The sequence below is a fragment of the Leptothermofonsia sp. ETS-13 genome, assembly GCF_049200465.1.
Classification (GTDB): Bacteria; Cyanobacteriota; Cyanobacteriia; order Leptolyngbyales; family Leptolyngbyaceae; genus Leptothermofonsia.
This window is the reverse complement of sequence record NZ_CP120836.1, coordinates 4378108-4394835: the sequence shown is the minus strand read 5'-3', so window position 1 is coordinate 4394835 and position 16728 is coordinate 4378108. Positions and strand designations below refer to the sequence as shown.

The window sequence follows — 16728 nt, the reverse complement described above, 5'->3', positions numbered from 1 at the left end:
CGATTCATACTGCTTTTCAGCAATACCCGCAATTTTTTCCAAAATCCTCACCCCTCCCCTTCGTCCCTTGCACCTTCCACCGTTTGCCCCCCTTCCCCAATTCTTTGATTCCCTGCTACAGGAGGTATTTCTTTGCCAAAGAACAGATAGTAAAACACCACAGCCTGCACTAGAAAAGGAAAAAACTCAACCCGTGCATCTGGAATCACCATGCGAGTTAGCATTGCGGGTGTATCCAAAACAGAAACCCGGTCTCTCACAATTGCTGCTAAAAAAAGATTGTTAGCCGCATGACAGCCGATCGCTAACTCCAAAGAATTATCCCGCAATGTGATTAGCGATAAGAATACCCCAAAGGCGATATAGGTCAGAGAAAGCCATCCGGCACTGTTCGTCGCTCCGACCTCAGGGTTACCCAGATGCAAAGCCCCAAACAGCAGGCTAGACAGGCCAACTAAAAACCATCGATTTTTAGTTAGCAAACTTAAACTTTGCAGCACATACCCCCTAAAGAGCAATTCTTCTGCGGTGGTTTGAATTGGGGTAAAGATGAGTACCAGTGGCAGAAATACGAACCACTTCACAGGATCAAAAGTCAGCTCAAAACGAGCAGGTGTTACTCCTGCTTCTACTAAATAAGAAACCACCAACAGCAGTAACCAGACTCCCCCTCCCTGCATAATCCGACGACTACTGACAGTTGCATCCGGGCGAATTAAGGTACGAAACCGCCGTCGGTGAATGCCCGTCATGGCTAAGAAGATTCCCAGCAACAGAAAACAGAAGGATAGGCTAAACACGACATACTTCAAGATCTGGTCATCCTCAGCTGGAATCGTAAGTGTACCTTTAGTCAGATGATTGATCGCCAACCAGATGATCAAAGGAAGGCTCCCCAGAATCAACCAAAATGACACAATCAGCAGCAAGCTGAGAAGATATCGCCACCAGGCATTTCTACCCTGCTGGACGGCATCCAGATATAGACTACTCAAAACCCTGACCTCATCCGTGGAGTTTTAGCTACGGACTTTAGCGTAGGGACTTTGGCCTCCTCAAGTCTAGCTATTGAGGAGTAACTGGCGTGGTTGGAACGACAATCCCTCCGGGGTTGGTTGGGCTGACTGGGGCTGCGGAAGGGCCAGGTGCGTAGGGGCTCTGAGGAGAAGGGGTGCTGAGTGGAGCCTCTGGACTGACCGGAGTGGCTGGACTCTGTGGAGTAGTGGGGATTCCGGCATCCGGAGGAGTGGTTGGATTTTTGGGGGCTGCGGGTGCCATTGGGGTAGTAGGGGTTGCTGCAGCCACGTAAGGAGAAGGAATGACTGGCAACTGTCCTGCATCGACCAGCGCCTGATAAATAAAGGCTGCCACATCAGCGCGAGTGGCTGTGCGGTTTGGGTTCAATTGTTGAACACGGGGATAGTTAACGACAATTTTTTTCTCAGTCGCAGCGGCGATCGCCCCTGAAGCCCAATCAGGAATCTGAGCCGTATCCTGGAAGTAAGACAACACACCCGTATCAGTGGTGCTGTAATTTAGCCCATTGGCAAGGGCTACCAGAACCTCTAAGCGGGAAATGTCCTGGTTGGGCTTAAAGGTGTCATCTGGGTAGCCCGACATAAATCCAATTTCATAGGCGGTTTGAATGGCCCTTCTGCCCCAGAAATTGGGCGTAACATCTTTGAACGCGGCTCCTGCCCGCTCCCGCCTGGGTGGTAATGACGAAAAGGCTTTAGTCAGCATTGCCGCAAACTGCACCCTTGTCACTGGGTCATCTGGGCGAAACGTCTTATCTTCCGAAAAACCACTGACGATTCCCCGTTCTGCCAGAGCATCAATATAAGCTCGCGCCCAGTGGGATTGGGTATCAATAAACGCAGAGAGATTGATATCGGGTGGTACAGTGTCACTGGTCAAATAGACATGTCCCAATTCCTTATTGTCTTGAGTCCGCTTGGTCAGCCGCCAACCCGAATTCAGGTTTATCTTGGCAAATTGCCCGCTGGGTGGTATGCCATTAGTTCTGCCAACTTCAAGTACTGCCGCTTTGCGATTGGTAATATTGGTGGCAATCAGTACCAGATCCCCTTCACGTCGAACCACATCAAGATCATAGACCAAACCAAAATCGCGCCCAGCCATGCGAACTGAGTAACCATTACTATCTGTGCTGCGTCCACAAATGCCTGTGAAATCAAACTGAAGTAGTAGCGGATCGACAATGACAGGATTCGCTCCACTTTCACTCCAGCAAGGGCGCTCATCGCTAAGCTGTTCCAGGATAAGGAGTTGATAGGAATTACCGCTGCCGTAAGGAGCCGCCAGAACAATTAATTTATTTTGATCCACTTCTTTTTGACCGAAAACCCGACTGGTAGTAGCGATCGCTATACTGGCGAGACTCATTGCACCTAGGCAAGCAATTCCAAAACCAGCAACAAGCCGAGCCGTCCAAGAACTAAGGAGCGTAGCCATACCATCACCCTTCGCTTCACTAAAGATCAATACGTTCGTTGACGACGGGCATATCTATCCAGTGCCCGCGAGAATCCTAACCTACCCACAAGCAATTAGGGCAACATCCTCCTAAAGGTCGATGCTATAGCGATAGCCACCAGGCTGAGGACGAGGTGCCAGGGTTTCACCCCTGGCTGGGGGCGAAGCCCCCACACCCCCTTAAAACGAATGTCCTAAGTAGCCTGGCGACAGCTATAACGGCAAGTCTTAAGGTTAAGTCAGAATCGGAAATAGAAGTCAGGGCAAGTAAAGGGAGTGGGGGTAGATGGGTAGAGTCGATGGAGACCCCGCTTCCTCACACTCCTCCCACACTCATTCCTCATTCACCCCTCTCTAATAACCAATTATCATCAACTAATCAACTGTCCTTAAGAGGCTGCCAGCTCTGGAGTATTGGTGAGGCTTAGAATAATCTGGCGCATATCAGCGATCGCCTGTCGCTGCTCCTCTCCTGCTTCCTGCACCTGGGACATCAGGTTAACAATACTCTCCAGCTTTTGACGTAATCCATCGACTCCGTCCTGAATCGGTTGTAGCATCTCTTGATAGAGATTTACTCGACCCCAAATCTCTGCTAGTTCTTTACGACGGTTCAGCAAGCTTTCTTCGAGATGCTTCAATTCGTTACGTTTATTCTCTTGCTCAACCGTCTGGCTGTTTACTATCCCTTGAGCCTGATTGATCGCGCCCCGCATCTGCTCAATCTGGCTTTCCAGTTTTTGCAATTCATCCGATTGCTGATGTCGCTGGGCTTCAATTTGACTCAGCATTGGGCCCAGATCAATCCCGCTATCCTGCCCTTCGCCATCCGTAATTCCTTGCCGCCGCCGTAAGATTGCCTGATGCCGATTCAGCAGATTCTTACGCTCACGCAGGTTCCGCCGTTGCCCAACCAGCGTTTCATTCAACATCTGGTAGCCATCCTGCTCATCAGCCAGGTCATTTTCCAGGTTAAGGCGATCAAAATCACTGGCACTCTGAATCCTGACTTGCAGAGCCTCAATTTCCTGCTGCTTAAAACGCAACTCTTCTTCCTGGCTTTCCACAAATTTGGACAGTTTTTCCAGGTCACGCTCTAATTCCTGGACGAGCCTTTGTAAATCATCCACAGACATTTTTTCCAATATCTCCAGATCAACCTGTTGCCCAATCGTCACATGCTCAGATGTATCTGCCAGACGGTACATCTGTTGATGCAAGTCATCATGATTCTGCAATTGCACGCCCAGCATATGGACGTAGTCCTGCTTATGACTGAGGGCACTCTGCTGAACCTTGAGTTCTGCCCGTGCCTGCTCCAGAGATTCTTGAGCCTGGTGCCACTCCTGCCAGCGACGCTGAAGGTCCTGTGCCTGACGATCCACTTCGTCTTGCATCTGTTGAGCCGTAAACCGCTGTTGCTCCAAATTATGCCAGTGCTGACCCAATACCCCTTGCTGCTGCGTCAAAATCTCTAAAGAGGCCACCAGTTCTTCCCTGACTGATTCCGTTGCCGGAATACCATTCAATAAACGACTCAATAGCTCCTGGATCACCTGTGCCTTTTCATCATCTAAAACAGCCGCCTGCTGAAACTCTGCTTGCCGTTCTTCCAATCGTCGCATTTCACCCCGCAGATGCTCCCAGGCTCCCTCCAACTCCTGGCGATTGCGCTCAAACTCATCCCGCTGCCGATTCACTTCTTCTCGAAGAGTTTCAATCTCCTGCCGCTGTTGCTCTAACTGCTCAAAGTCTTCTTCCATTTGCTGGAGTTGCTCTCGCCGGGCTTCCATTTCCATTTCCCGACGGTTCAACTCCTGGCTCTGATAGGTGAGAGACTGTTTCCATTGCTCAATTTCCTCTTCCTGGGTTTTGAATTTTTCCTGCAAACGAGAGAAATTTTGCAAAATACTGACTAGCTGCCGGGCTGCTTCTTGAACACGCTGTACTTGCCTGTTGGAAGTTAAATCAACTAGCACTAAAGCACCCGCATTGTAGTTATTAGCCTCTTCACACATCACAGTTTCGTCACCAGGCACAGCGCTCCAGTTTTGCTCAGATCGTTGGCATGCAAGCAGCTTTAGCTCTGCCTTACCGCCACCCAGTAATCCGCCTTTACCCCTTTGTACTTCCGCTAGATACAGCACGCTGATAATCCTCTTATGTGTCTGTGCCTGAATTGAAATAAGTTACTTGAAGATTTGGTCTGCTTTGCTAGACCTATTTGCTTTGCTAGACCTAGTGTAGTGAGACAACCCTGCCAAGACAATCAATTAATTATTGATCACTGAATCTGTTGCACCCAGACCACCTCGTTTGAGCTTGGATTTGAGTTTGGAGATTAAGCACCACAAATCGCTAAAGGTGCTGTAACTCAATCGGCATGAGGCTAAATGTCCCATCTCTTTCAAGACCTATCAATCAACAATTAGAAGCTTGAGCCTCAAAAAGGTTCTACTTCGGATTCAGCAAGTTGCTCAAAGAACAATTGCGATAGGCATCAGTCAGCTAGATGAACTCGGAACCCGGTAGCGACAGTAGTATCCCATACATTTCTGCGAACCAGAAATCCTGAGAACCCAAAATATGCTAACCTTCCCCAACTATTTCTACTCCTGTATTGTGTTCCGTACTGGTTCCAATAGTAAGGAGACAGAAGGGGGAACAAAAGGCAATATAGTATCATCCCCTGCGTTGAATAATGCTAAATGAAGACCAGGCATCAAGCGCAGGACTGACTGCTCTCTAATCTAGCACTGCTCCATTCGGTTCTTCCAGCTTGCTGGGAAAGAGTAACACTACTATTCTTTCGCTCTATCAAAATTCCTGAAAGATTAACGTTGTTATTGGAGACAGGCGGGGCTTATCCCCAAAACCTCAAGAGTGCTTCCATCCTTCTTTTGTAAAGAACTATTAAACAACTATGAAGGATAAAGTGATGAAAGCAAAACTGATCACCATCCAGTTCCTGGCTCAAAAACCGGCTGACACAATGCTGACACAATATAAACAGGGCAAATTATCCCTATTAAAACAAACCTGATGATGTTGGCTCGATTGGGAAAGTATTTGTGGAAATGAAAGGAGGGGTATAAAAGTTGTATTAGTCAGGTGTCTTTGCAATGTAGGAACAACCTGATGATGCTGACGGGCTGCCAGAATAGGGGTTGGATGCGGTTGAAGTTTCACATCTTTTTCTGAGGAACGATCTGAGTTGCATGCAGGGTAAGTTGAGTGAGATAGACATTCGCAGCATTCTGCAACTCATTGAGTTGGGACAGCGAACGGGTGAGCTTTTTGTTGAAGCTTACCCGGCCCAACTGCCAGTTGGTGTAGGTGTGCCGCTTTTCCAGGATACCCGCCCTTCTCAATCGGTACCAGAACGTTCCTGGTTCGTTTTTTTTCTAAATGGGCGGATTGTGTATGCGTCTGATAACAATACAAGCCTGGCTCGCCTGTCGGACTATTTGCGACGGTATCGGGTTGATGTTCCTTTGAGCCAGTTAACAATATCCTCGATCGCCTCCGTTAATGCCCCGGAATATGGTTATCTCTGGGCATTGCTAGAAAACCACACTCTGACCCCGATTCAAGGACGTAGCATTATTCAAAGCATGGTGCATGAAACCCTGTTTGATTTGCTGAGTTTGCATCAGGGGTCGTTCATCTTTGAGTTAAGTCCAGCCCTGTCTCCCCAACTGACTACGCTGGAGATTGCTCCTTTGCTGGCCAAAATTATGAAGCAGATTCAGGAGTGGAAACAGTTCTATCCTCAAATTCAGACCCCCGATCAATGTCTGGTAATTGCGGATGCCGAACGGTTGCAAGCCAGCCTGTCAAAGAATACGTTCCATTCCTTCAGTCGGTATGCCGATGGTAAAACTTCGATTCGTCAGATTGCCAGGTATCTGAACCGGGATATTTTGACTGTCGCTAGGGCAATCTATTCTTATGTCCAGAAAGGCGTGATTCAACTCATTGATTGTCCGTACCCAGAATTAGAGGGAGCGGGAGGAGCCAGGGCGGTCCGTTCTAAAGATTTTGGGCGATGGCATGAAACTCGGACTCCGCGAATAGTGTGTATTGATGATGGCGTTACACTTCGTCAAACAGTAGAGCAGATCTTGAATCAGAATGGTTATGAGGCAACGGCGATCGCTAATCCCCTGGATGCGCTGAGCCAGGTGTTTCAACTCAAGCCCGATTTAATTCTTTGTGATATCGCCATGCCTGAGTTAGATGGCTATGAGCTTTGCGGCATGCTGCGGAAGTCAACTGCCTTTCGCCAAATTCCAATTGTCATGTTGACGGGAAAAGACGGATTTATCGATCGAGTTAAAGCAAGAATGGTCGGAGCAACTGATTATTTAACGAAGCCATTTGGAGAAAGTGAGTTATTAATGTTAGTTGAAAAATATGTTGGTGTGGGAGGTTCGGAATCCCGTCAGTCTGGTGAAGCTTTAACCCATTCTGCCAAGGACGGGCTGGAAGAAAACGATAGGACCGATGCAACTTCGAGCTCATCCCCATCATTTAGCTAATAAATGAGGGTACCTTATTGATTATTAGAGTTAAGGTGAATACTAGGGTAAGGAACGTTAGGGCTCCCCATCAGCGTTTCAGCCGCCAAGCAGGTAAAGGAATATGAGCACAGTTCTAGTCGTAGAAGATAGCGTTACTCAGCGGGAAATGATCTCTGATTTGTTGAGGGGAAGTGGCTTAAATGTAACGGAGGCTAGTGACGGTGTTGAGGCGCTTGAGCAAATCCAAGGGAGTCGTCCTGACCTGGTGGTTTTGGACATTGTGATGCCACGGATGAATGGGTACGAAGTTTGCCGTCGGCTCAAAGCAGATCCCAAAACTCAAAACGTCCCTGTCGTCATGTGTTCCTCTAAAGGGGAAGAGTTTGATCGCTACTGGGGTATGAAACAGGGCGCCGATGCTTACATTGCAAAACCGTTTCAGCCAACGGAACTGGTCGGCACCGTTAAACAATTACTGCGAGGTTAGATGTCAGTGGAATGGTAGGCAATCCGGACTTTTTAACGGGCAGAGGGCAAGACCAGGCTCCTGAGTTTCAGGAGCTGAAAAGCCCTGAAGGTGAACTCCACCTACGTTTCTATGTGGCATCAGGAAATGAGTTTGCCCTGCCTGCAACGGGAATTCGTGAAGTCATTTCTCCCTCTCCAGACCGGATTACCCCCGTCCCGAATGTTTCTCCGCTGCTTTTGGGTACGCTGAACGTGCGAGGACGGGTTGTTTGGGTAGCGGACTTGGGACAGTTTCTGGGAGATCCCATGGCATTGAATACTGATCGCCCCGAGATTCCCGTAATTGCGGTGGAGGACCAGGACATCATGCTAGGGCTGGCCGTAGATCGGATTGTGGGAATGGACTGGCTTGATATTGAAGAAATTCAAATGCCAACCAATGTTCCAGATAGTGTCGCTCCATTTCTTCGGGGCGAGTGGCTATTAGACAACCAGGCGGGTAAGTTTCTTCGCCTACTGGATCAGGTGGCCATTCTTCGGTCAGCTCGGTGGGCAGCTTAGGTAGGAGGGCAAGGGTGAAAAAAGCAAGAATTGGAAGTAAAACTGAGGAACGAGTTATAAAGACTGGGGATGGGGCGATCACTCACCCCAGAACAGAACAACCTTCCGACAAACCGAGGCTACAGCACTCAATACTCACCTGGGAGGAGGCAAATGGGATCAGGAACTGAGTTGGCACAGGGATACCAGCAAGCTCAAATGGCCTACATGCAAGGCAATTATGAAGAAGCTGCTAAGATTATCGATCGCCTGGCGAAAGAATTTCCCGATGATCCGAGCGTCTGCCTACTGCGCGGTCATATCTATTGTTATGGCCTACAGCAGTTTGATCTCGCAAGATCGCAGTATCAATCGGTGCTGGCCCTAACCTCCAACGAAGAATTTACCGGGTATGCCAATCAGGGACTGGAGTATATCAGCCAGTTTGAGGCTGGCAACATGGCGGGTGAGAACAGCCCAGACGGGACAGGTGAAAGCGAGAACAGTCTGGATGAAAACTTCAGCAGTTTTCATTCGGCAACCACCTGGCAGGATCAGGAGGAAGATTTTGGCTCCGCTCCTGACTTTAGCCTGGGGGACGAGGACTTTAGCCCTCGTGCAGAAGGGGATTTAGCCCAGGACTTTGACATTCCATCCCTGGATTTTGAGCTGTCTACGGAAGTAGAACGCAGCGATCTGGCGGATAAGTCGAGTCTGGCTGAAGACCTTAGCCCCTTTGTTGATCCCTTCGCCCTCGATGATGGGACAAACAATACGCCACTGGAATCGCCGTTCCAGTCAGTTTCAAATGCAGCTGCTAGTACCCCCAGTAGTGCTTCCGTATTCAATGAACCACCTGCGGGTTACAAAACTGACCTCAACGAGAATAATTTTTCCTCCGCCCTAGAAGAGTTTGATGATGCCTTTGCGCCCCTCGATTTACCGCAAGAATCGCTGACGCAAAATCCAGCTTATTCGCCGGAAGATAGTCCCCCCCCCTCAGGTGACCATTCCAGCTCATTTCAAGTCAGCCCAAACCATCGGGTGAGTGAGGATGAAACGTTGTTTATGGGCAGCACAGGGCTGTACAACCAGGAGGATCAGACTTTTGGAGCCCCTTCCTCTGAGAACCTGGAGGTGTCTGGCGACTTTGATTCGAATCTGGCTGGGAGTGCATTTTATCAGCCTGAAACAATTAGCTCTGAGTCTAGTATGACTGGGCAGAGCAATGCCGATTTCCTGGATGAGTTTGATGAATTTGATGATCTGGGGAATCTGTCTGACTTCGATCTATCCGAAAACTCTGCTGGTTTTACAAGTCCCGCAGTGGGGGCAAGCTTCGATTTGGGCGGTCGGGATTTTGGGGATGCGGCGATCAGCGATCGTACCTTCTCCCAGAACACCGATGCCATCAGCTTCAACGACAGCGGTAGTTCCCTTATCCGCGACGATGAAGTATTCAGTATTTCGGGTACCTCTGATCAGGTTCCTACCTTCACCCAGCTCGATCAGCAGGTGGCTGAACCCACTCCCACGGTGGAACAGGGCGCCTTTGCATTTCTAGAAAATGCCCCCGTTGCTACCAAGCAAATGATTACGGCGGGGGTAACCGGGGTTCTTTCTGCCGTTGCAGTGGCATTGGTTAGTAATCTGGCTGCCACCTATGGTCCGGGTAGCCAACGAGAAGACGTTGTAAACCAGCTCCGTGGCACCGGCTGGATGATGGCCGCAGCTGCTCTGGCAGCTGGTGGAGGATCAGCCTTCTTTCTGGGACAGGCCACTGCTAAACAAATCAAGCGTTCGACCGATGATTTGCAAGCCCAATTCCATTCTGTCTGTCAAGGGAATCTCAATGCCCGTGCTACGGTTTACTCCGAGGACGAGTTTGGGCAACTGGCAACGGGCTTTAACCAGATGGCACGGGTAATTCTAACCACCACCAGTGAAGCCCAGCGGAAGGCAGAAGAGCAAGAGCAGGCGAAGGAAGACCTGCAACGTCAAGTGATTCGCCTTCTGGATGATGTAGAAGGAGCCGCCCGGGGTGATCTGACAGTTCAGGCCGAGGTGACTGCCGATGTTCTGGGTGCTGTTGCTGACTCATTCAACCTGACGATTCAGAACCTGCGCGAAATCGTGCAACAGGTGAAGACGGCAGCCCGCCAGGTGAGTAAGAGCTCAACCGATAATGAGATGTTTGCCCGCAGTCTATCTTCTGATGCATTGCGGCAAGCGGAGGAGCTAGCAGTGACCCTGAACTCTGTGCAGGTGATGACTGAATCGATTCAACGGGTAGCTGAAAGTGCGCGGGAAGCAGAGGAAGTCGCCCGTTCTGCCTCAGCCACGGCACTCAAGGGGGGTGAAGCAGTAGAACGAACGGTTGCCGGTATTCTGGAAATCCGGGAAACGGTAGCAGAAACTACTCGCAAGGTGAAGCGGCTGGCGGAATCTTCCCAGGAGATTTCTAAGATCGTGGCGTTGATTTCCCAGATTGCCTCCCGGACGAACCTGCTGGCCCTGAACGCCAGTATTGAAGCGGCCCGGGCCGGAGAAGCGGGTCGTGGTTTCGCGATTGTTGCCGATGAGGTGCGTCAGTTAGCAGACCGGGCAGCGAAGGCATCGAAAGAAATTGAACAGATTGTACTCCAGATTCAGAGTGAGACGAGCTCGGTGATGATGGCAATGGAGGAAGGGACGCAGCAGGTGATTGAGGGAACGCGTCTGGCCGAACAGGCAAAGCGATCGCTGGAAGACATTATTCAAGTGTCTAACCGGATCGATGTGTTGGTGCGTTCCATTACCGCAGACACGGTTGAGCAAACCGAAACTTCTCGTGCCGTCGCCCAGGTCATGCAATCCGTTGAGTTAACTGCCCAGGAAACATCTCAGGAGGCCCAGCGGGTATCCGCATCCCTGCAAAACCTGGTGGGAGTCGCCCGCGATCTGCTCACTTCGGTGGAGCGGTTCCGGGTAGAGACGATCGAGCGCAAATAGTAGCTGAATTCAGGATATGGAGGCTTCCGTTATCATTTTGTCTAAAGCCTTGGGCTGATAATCCTCCAAATGCACGCGCTTCCGTAGCAATTCTTACTTTCCAAAGGGATGGGGTACTGCCATGCAGCCTGAACAGCAACAGCGAATCATGGGCTACTTTATTGAGGAGGCCAAAGACCACCTCAATACGATTGAGCAGGGCTTGCTAAATCTGCAAAGCACCATTGAAGACCCTGAGATGGTGAATGAACTGTTTCGGGCGGCTCACTCCGTGAAGGGGGGTGCTGCAATGCTGGGGCTCCATAGCATTCAGCAAGTTTCCCACCGTCTGGAAGACTTCTTCAAAGTTTTGAAAGAGTCGCGGGTTACGGTGGATCAAAAATTAGAAAGCCTTTTCCTGAAAGTTTTTGACGCTCTCCAGGAACTTCTGGAGCAACTCCAGGGACCGTTTGGGTTGACGGAGGAAACGGCGAATACCACCCTGTCTGCCGTTCAGCCAACCTTTGAGGAACTGGAACGGCACCTCGAAACCCTGGTGCTCAATGCGGGCGATGTGATGACATCCATGCCAACCACGGGCTTTCTGGTCGAAGAGCAGCCAATTCCCGCCGAATCACTGGACGTGGCTGTGGCCCAAGTTTTTGGCACCGAAATTCCCTCCCGTCTGCGCGAAATGCTGCAACTGTTTAAGCAGCCTGAAACCGATGCCAACAGCCGTCAACAACTGCAAGCCATTTGCCGTGATTTCCTGGAGGTGGGGGAACAGTTTGGGTTATCTGCCTGGTGCCAACTGATTGAAACAGCAAGGCAGGCGATTGCCAACCCCAACAACTCCTATCGGGCCCTTGCTCCAGTAGTAATTAAAGACATTAAGCAGGCACAGGAACTGGTTTTGGCTGGGCAAGCTGATGAAATTGCTCCTTGTTCCCAACTGCAAACAATGGCACCAACTGCATCACCCGTCACCATTGCTGCCGATGACGATTTTGCTGACCTCCTGGCAACTGTCAATAACACCGACCTGGAGATTGACTTCTCCGCTTCTTCTGAACAGGTGACGGAAGAAGCGCTCTTTGGTGATTTAGAACTGACGCCCACGACTGAGTTAGATCTGTCATCGGATCTGGACTTTGGAGCCAGTTTTGGGGGAGAAGGCCTTACTGCCGATACTGAGCAGCATGGTCCTGAAGTGGGGATGGCAGAACTAAACAGTCTGGCTGATCTGTTTGAAGGAGAGGTTCCCGATCTGGGCTCCACCTGGCAAGAAGAAGAGATTGTAGGTGATGTAGCCGATATATTTTCGACCAGTTCTACCAGCACCTCTGGCGACCTCGACGACTCAGCCGACTTTTCCGATCTACTGTTTGAAGAGCCATCAGCAAGCAATGCAACCGCTCGTGCCGACGAAGCAGGCCTGAGCGATTTGTTTGGGGATGATTTACTGGAGGATGAGCATGCAGGTAGTGACCCTGGAGCCATGGAGTTGGCCGCTTCCGAAAGCCTTAATGATTCAGACTTGGGCGACCTGGAAAATTTGCTGGCAATTTCAGAGATGGGCCAATCCCCAGCGGATAACCTGGATGCGATCGCTGAAACTGCAACTGAAACCGATCCCTTCGCAGGTTTCGTTCTGGACGAAGGAGCAGGGATGGAGAATTTAACCACCACTGACCTTAATCTGGAGTCGGTGGGTGAGTCAGAAACTGCCCTGGGAGATTTGGGTGAACTCTTCGCTGGGATGGATGAAACCGACCTTTCCGAACTTCAAACCGAATCAGAAGCCCTCTTCCCACCTGATACAGCGGGGGATGATTTCAATCCTTTTGCACCCCCCAATAGTGAACCAGCGACCGGCTCTGATTCTGCTACCAACGCTGCTGTTGCAGATCCCTGGGATGATACTTCCGGTAATCTAACGGGTGAATCTTTCAGTGAATTAACTCAAGAACTTAGCCCTGAACCCAGACAAGCTTCACCAATAGATACCTCTGATCTGGACAGTTTGTTAAACGATGACAGCTTAAGCGAGACCATTGAAACACTGACCGATCAAAGTGACCTGGACTTCAGTGGACTGTTTGAATCTCCCTCTACCTCAGATCAGGAGGCTTCAGAAAATCTGTTTGTTGAAGAGTTAATTGACGAGCCCCTGGATTTTTCGACGGAATCCTGGCTCTCTAACACCGACAATGCGGGAGTAACCGAGCCTCAAACGAAAGCTAGCCTGCCGAATTTAGATCAGCCTCCAGGGGAAGACGAGCTAGAAGCATTTGCTTCCCTGGAGACAGAGTTCGGTATCACCGATTCTTCTGCCAGTCAGGAAGGGGGGCTCGATCTGGATTTGAGTGAACTGAATTTAGACAATGCCGAAACGGCGACCGAAGTGACGGGAGCTGAACCTGGCCTCGATTTAGAAAGAATTGGTGTCACCGCTGAAACGTCAGATGCTTCTGCCAGCCTGGTTTCCGAAGAACGGTTAGAAGAGGATCTGGGCTTAGACTTCAGTGAGCTGGATCTGGGTTCATCTGAAGCGGAGAATGAGATTGAAGTCAGTGCCAAAATACCAGATGCCTCTGCTGGTCTGACTGTAGAAGAACGGGCGGTTGAAGAAGACTTGAGCCTGGACCTCAATGAACTGGATTTGAGACCGTCAGAGACAGAGAACCTGAATTTGGATGCAGATTCTGAACAGGACCTGGAAGACCTGCTGGGTGAAATGGGGTTGGGTGATTTGGATTCAGAGCAACCTAGCTTCATGCAGTCCTTTGATTTGCCAGAAACCATTGATTCAGGAATGGGGCTAGAGTCTGAGAACGGATTGTTTGCAGACACCGCAGCGGACCCTTTCGCTGAAGATTGGGCGGCGATTGTGGGAGAAGAGGCTGAGATTGTCCCTCCTGAGGTCAGTGAAACTCCCTCAGTTGATGAGCTTTCTCTGGGTGATTTCACCACAGAATCTCCCCTGGAGAGCCTGGAGACTGAATTGACGGGAGATGCGATCGATTTGAATCGCTTTTCTGAAGAGAGCCCAACTGACCTAGAGGACTTGTTACTGGATGAAGAAACGTCTCCACCTCAGGAAAGTACTCCTGAAACAGTCGATTTCAATGAGTTTTTGGAGAGTACTGACTCGGTAGCTGCTGCTGACGATTTTGCTGACCTGGGTGATTTGCTGGATGAACCTCTGGATGAACCTACCTCTGAACCCGCTAATGACCTGAGCGATTTAGAGAATTTACTGAGTGAAGAATCCTCCTTTGAGGCAGCGGACGAGGCTGAAAACCTGAACCCTTTGCTAGCTGACGAATTTTCCCTCGCAGCAACCACTGACCTTGGGGATTTAGACAGCTTTCTGAGTGAAGAAGCATCATTCTCGACGGAAGAGTGTGCAGACCTGGGAAACCTGGTAGAGGAAGAAGCTTTAGCACCAGACGACTCTAGCAACCTGGAGAACCTGTTTGAGGAAAATCCTGCTCCCTCTGCTTCCATAAATGCTTTAGACGCCCTGGAAACTATAGAGTCTGGGGCTCAAAACCTGACTGGGACAGAGGAATTTGCTGATTTGGAAGCGCTGTTGCAGGATGATGAATCAAGCAGCTCTCTCCCTCAACCAATCGAAACCTCCAGCATTTCTGAGTTTGATGAACTGGATGACCTGCTGAAAGATGCCGAAGAGAAAATGGGCGGGTCTCCTAGTGTATCGATCAGTCGCGGGATGGCTTCTCAGAACCGGAGGTTAACTCGACCGGGACGGGTCTTCAGCGAGCAAACAATGCGGGTCCCTGTTAAACACCTGGATAACCTGAGCAACTTGGTTGGGGAACTGGTGGTCAACCGGAACAGCCTGGAGCAAGACCAGGAGCGCCTGCGCCAGTCTTTAGATAACCTGCTCTATCGGGTTCAGCAGCTCAGTGACATCGGACAGCGGATGCAGGACCTGTATGAGCGATCGCTACTGGAAAGTTCCCTGCTGGCGAGTCGTCACAGCTATCGCCAGGGGTCGAGCAGTGCGGCACGACAGGGCGATACGGCAACCCAAACTGCCAGCGAGAACGTGGAATACGATCCTCTGGAAATGGACCGTTTCACAGGGTTCCACAGCCTTTCCCAGGAGATGATTGAGCTGATTGTAAGAGTGCGGGAGTCTGCCTCTGACATCGAATTCATCGTGGATGAGACCGACCAAGTGACTCGTATGTTCCGCCAAGTCACCACCCAGCTTCAGGAGGGACTGACCCGATCCCGCATGGTGCCGTTTGCTCAAACCGCCGATCGCCTACCCCGTGCTGTGCGTGACATTGCTATGCGGGTTGGCAAACAGGCAGAGCTCATCATCGAAGGGCGTGAGACGCTGATTGACAAAATGATTCTGGAACAGCTCTACGACCCCATGACTCACCTGGTGAATAACGCCATTACCCATGGGATTGAATCGCCAGAGGTGCGGCGGGCAGCGGGTAAACCTGCCGCGGGGCGGATTACGATTCGCGCCTTCCACCAGGGGAACCAGACTATTATCTCCGTATCCGATGATGGGGCAGGGATTGATATAGAACGGGTCAAGGCTAAGGCGATCGAAAAGGGATTAATTACCCCTGCCGAAGCCAGAAGCATGTCTCGCCTGGATGTTTATGACTTGCTCTTCCATCCCGGATTTAGCACGAAGGATCAGGCGGATGACTTCTCTGGACGAGGTGTGGGTATGGATGTCGTTCGCACCAGTTTGAGCGAGATTCGAGGGGTGATTAACACCGATTCCAATTTCGGCAAAGGAACCACCTTTACTATCCGTCTGCCACTCACTCTCAGTATTTCAAAGGCGCTGTGCTGCATCAGCGATCGCGCTCGCATTGCTTTCCCCATGGATGGGGTGGAAGATATGCTGGATGTTCCCAAAGAACGAATTCAGACCAATGCTGAAGGGCAGTCTTGCCTTCCCTGGCGCGACTCTTTACTACCCCTCCATCCACTCGTTGATTTGTTATCCTACAACCGCCACTTGAGCCGGGGTAATGTCTACGGCGGGAATCAGGAAGACGACATCGCCTCAATTGTCGTATTGCGAAGTGCGGGCAACTTCCTGGCTCTCCAGGTAGACCAGGTGTTAGGCGAACAGGAGATCGTAATCAAGCAGTTGGAAGGTCCCGTGCCCAAACCCATAGGTGTGGCAGGTGCAACGGTTCTGGGGGATGGCCGGATTATGCCGATCGCCGACGTGCTAGAGTTGATTGATTTGGCTATGGGACGGATTCGTAAGGATGCAGGTGGCTCCCTATGGGAACAGGGTGCTGCAACGGTCATTCAGGAACCGCCAGCCACTAAGACAGAACCGATGGTGTTGATTGTGGATGATTCCATCACCGTGCGGGAATTGCTCTCGATGACCTTCAATAAGGTAGGGTACCGGGTGGAACAGGCACGGGATGGGCAGGAAGCCTGGGAAAAACTGCGGTCAGGCTTGCCCTGCGACATTGTCTTCTGCGACATCGAGATGCCGAGAATGGATGGTCTGGAGCTTCTCTCCCGGATTCAGAAAGATCCCAACTTGAACCACCTGCCGATCGCGATGTTGACTTCACGAGGAGCAGACCGCCACCGTCAAATGGCGGCTTCTCTCGGAGCCAGTGGTTACTTTACCAAACCTTACCTGGAAGAAGCCTTGCTGGATGCGGCGCAGCGGATGTTGAAGGGAGAACGGCTGCTTTCCTAA

General features: G+C 50.6%; 8 protein-coding genes. 5 read left to right on the top strand and 3 right to left on the bottom strand.

The features are described from left to right. Positions 1-47: 47 nt before the first annotated feature. From P4D80_RS19975 to hmpF, 3 genes are all read right to left on the bottom strand, one after another. Positions 48-995, bottom strand: a complete 948-nt coding sequence (locus P4D80_RS19975) for a CPBP family intramembrane glutamic endopeptidase (protein WP_421655771.1) — start codon at positions 993-995, stop codon at positions 48-50. 70 nt (positions 996-1065) lie between these two features. Then, positions 1066-2406: a DUF3747 domain-containing protein gene (locus P4D80_RS19970; RefSeq protein WP_421655770.1), complete on the bottom strand. Its 1341-nt coding sequence runs from the start codon at positions 2404-2406 to the stop codon at positions 1066-1068. A 479-nt stretch (positions 2407-2885) separates the two neighbouring features. After that, positions 2886-4643: a pilus motility taxis protein HmpF gene (gene hmpF, locus P4D80_RS19965; protein WP_421655769.1), complete on the bottom strand. Its 1758-nt coding sequence runs from the start codon at positions 4641-4643 to the stop codon at positions 2886-2888. Positions 4644-5714: 1071 nt separating this feature from the next. Between hmpF and P4D80_RS19960 the strand changes: the two genes are divergently transcribed. The 5 genes from P4D80_RS19960 (at position 5715) to P4D80_RS19940 (ending at position 16728) form a co-directional block, all read left to right on the top strand. Further along, entirely contained in the window at positions 5715-7037 is a 1323-nt protein-coding gene (locus P4D80_RS19960) for a response regulator (RefSeq protein WP_421655768.1), read from the top strand. A 103-nt stretch (positions 7038-7140) separates the two neighbouring features. Further along, positions 7141-7506: a response regulator transcription factor gene (locus P4D80_RS19955; protein ID WP_421655767.1), complete on the top strand. Its 366-nt coding sequence runs from the start codon at positions 7141-7143 to the stop codon at positions 7504-7506. 11 nt (positions 7507-7517) lie between these two features. Beyond that, complete coding sequence (locus P4D80_RS19950) at positions 7518-8048, top strand: chemotaxis protein CheW (protein WP_421655766.1); 531 nt, start codon at positions 7518-7520, stop codon at positions 8046-8048. A 153-nt stretch (positions 8049-8201) separates the two neighbouring features. Further along, positions 8202-11018: a methyl-accepting chemotaxis protein gene (locus P4D80_RS19945; RefSeq protein WP_421655764.1), complete on the top strand. Its 2817-nt coding sequence runs from the start codon at positions 8202-8204 to the stop codon at positions 11016-11018. Positions 11019-11139: 121 nt separating this feature from the next. Continuing rightward, positions 11140-16728 (top strand): response regulator, encoded by a 5589-nt coding sequence (locus P4D80_RS19940; RefSeq protein WP_421655763.1) that lies wholly within the window; start codon positions 11140-11142, stop codon positions 16726-16728.

Coding starts and splice junctions, on each gene's coding strand:
- P4D80_RS19970 (WP_421655770.1), bottom strand. CDS start 2,406: ATGAGTCTCGCCAGTATAGCGATCGCTACTACCAGTCGGGTTTTCGGT.
- P4D80_RS19960 (WP_421655768.1), top strand. CDS start 5,715: ATGCAGGGTAAGTTGAGTGAGATAGACATTCGCAGCATTCTGCAACTC.
- P4D80_RS19955 (WP_421655767.1), top strand. CDS start 7,141: ATGAGCACAGTTCTAGTCGTAGAAGATAGCGTTACTCAGCGGGAAATG.
- P4D80_RS19950 (WP_421655766.1), top strand. CDS start 7,518: ATGGTAGGCAATCCGGACTTTTTAACGGGCAGAGGGCAAGACCAGGCT.
- P4D80_RS19945 (WP_421655764.1), top strand. CDS start 8,202: ATGGGATCAGGAACTGAGTTGGCACAGGGATACCAGCAAGCTCAAATG.
- P4D80_RS19940 (WP_421655763.1), top strand. CDS start 11,140: ATGCAGCCTGAACAGCAACAGCGAATCATGGGCTACTTTATTGAGGAG.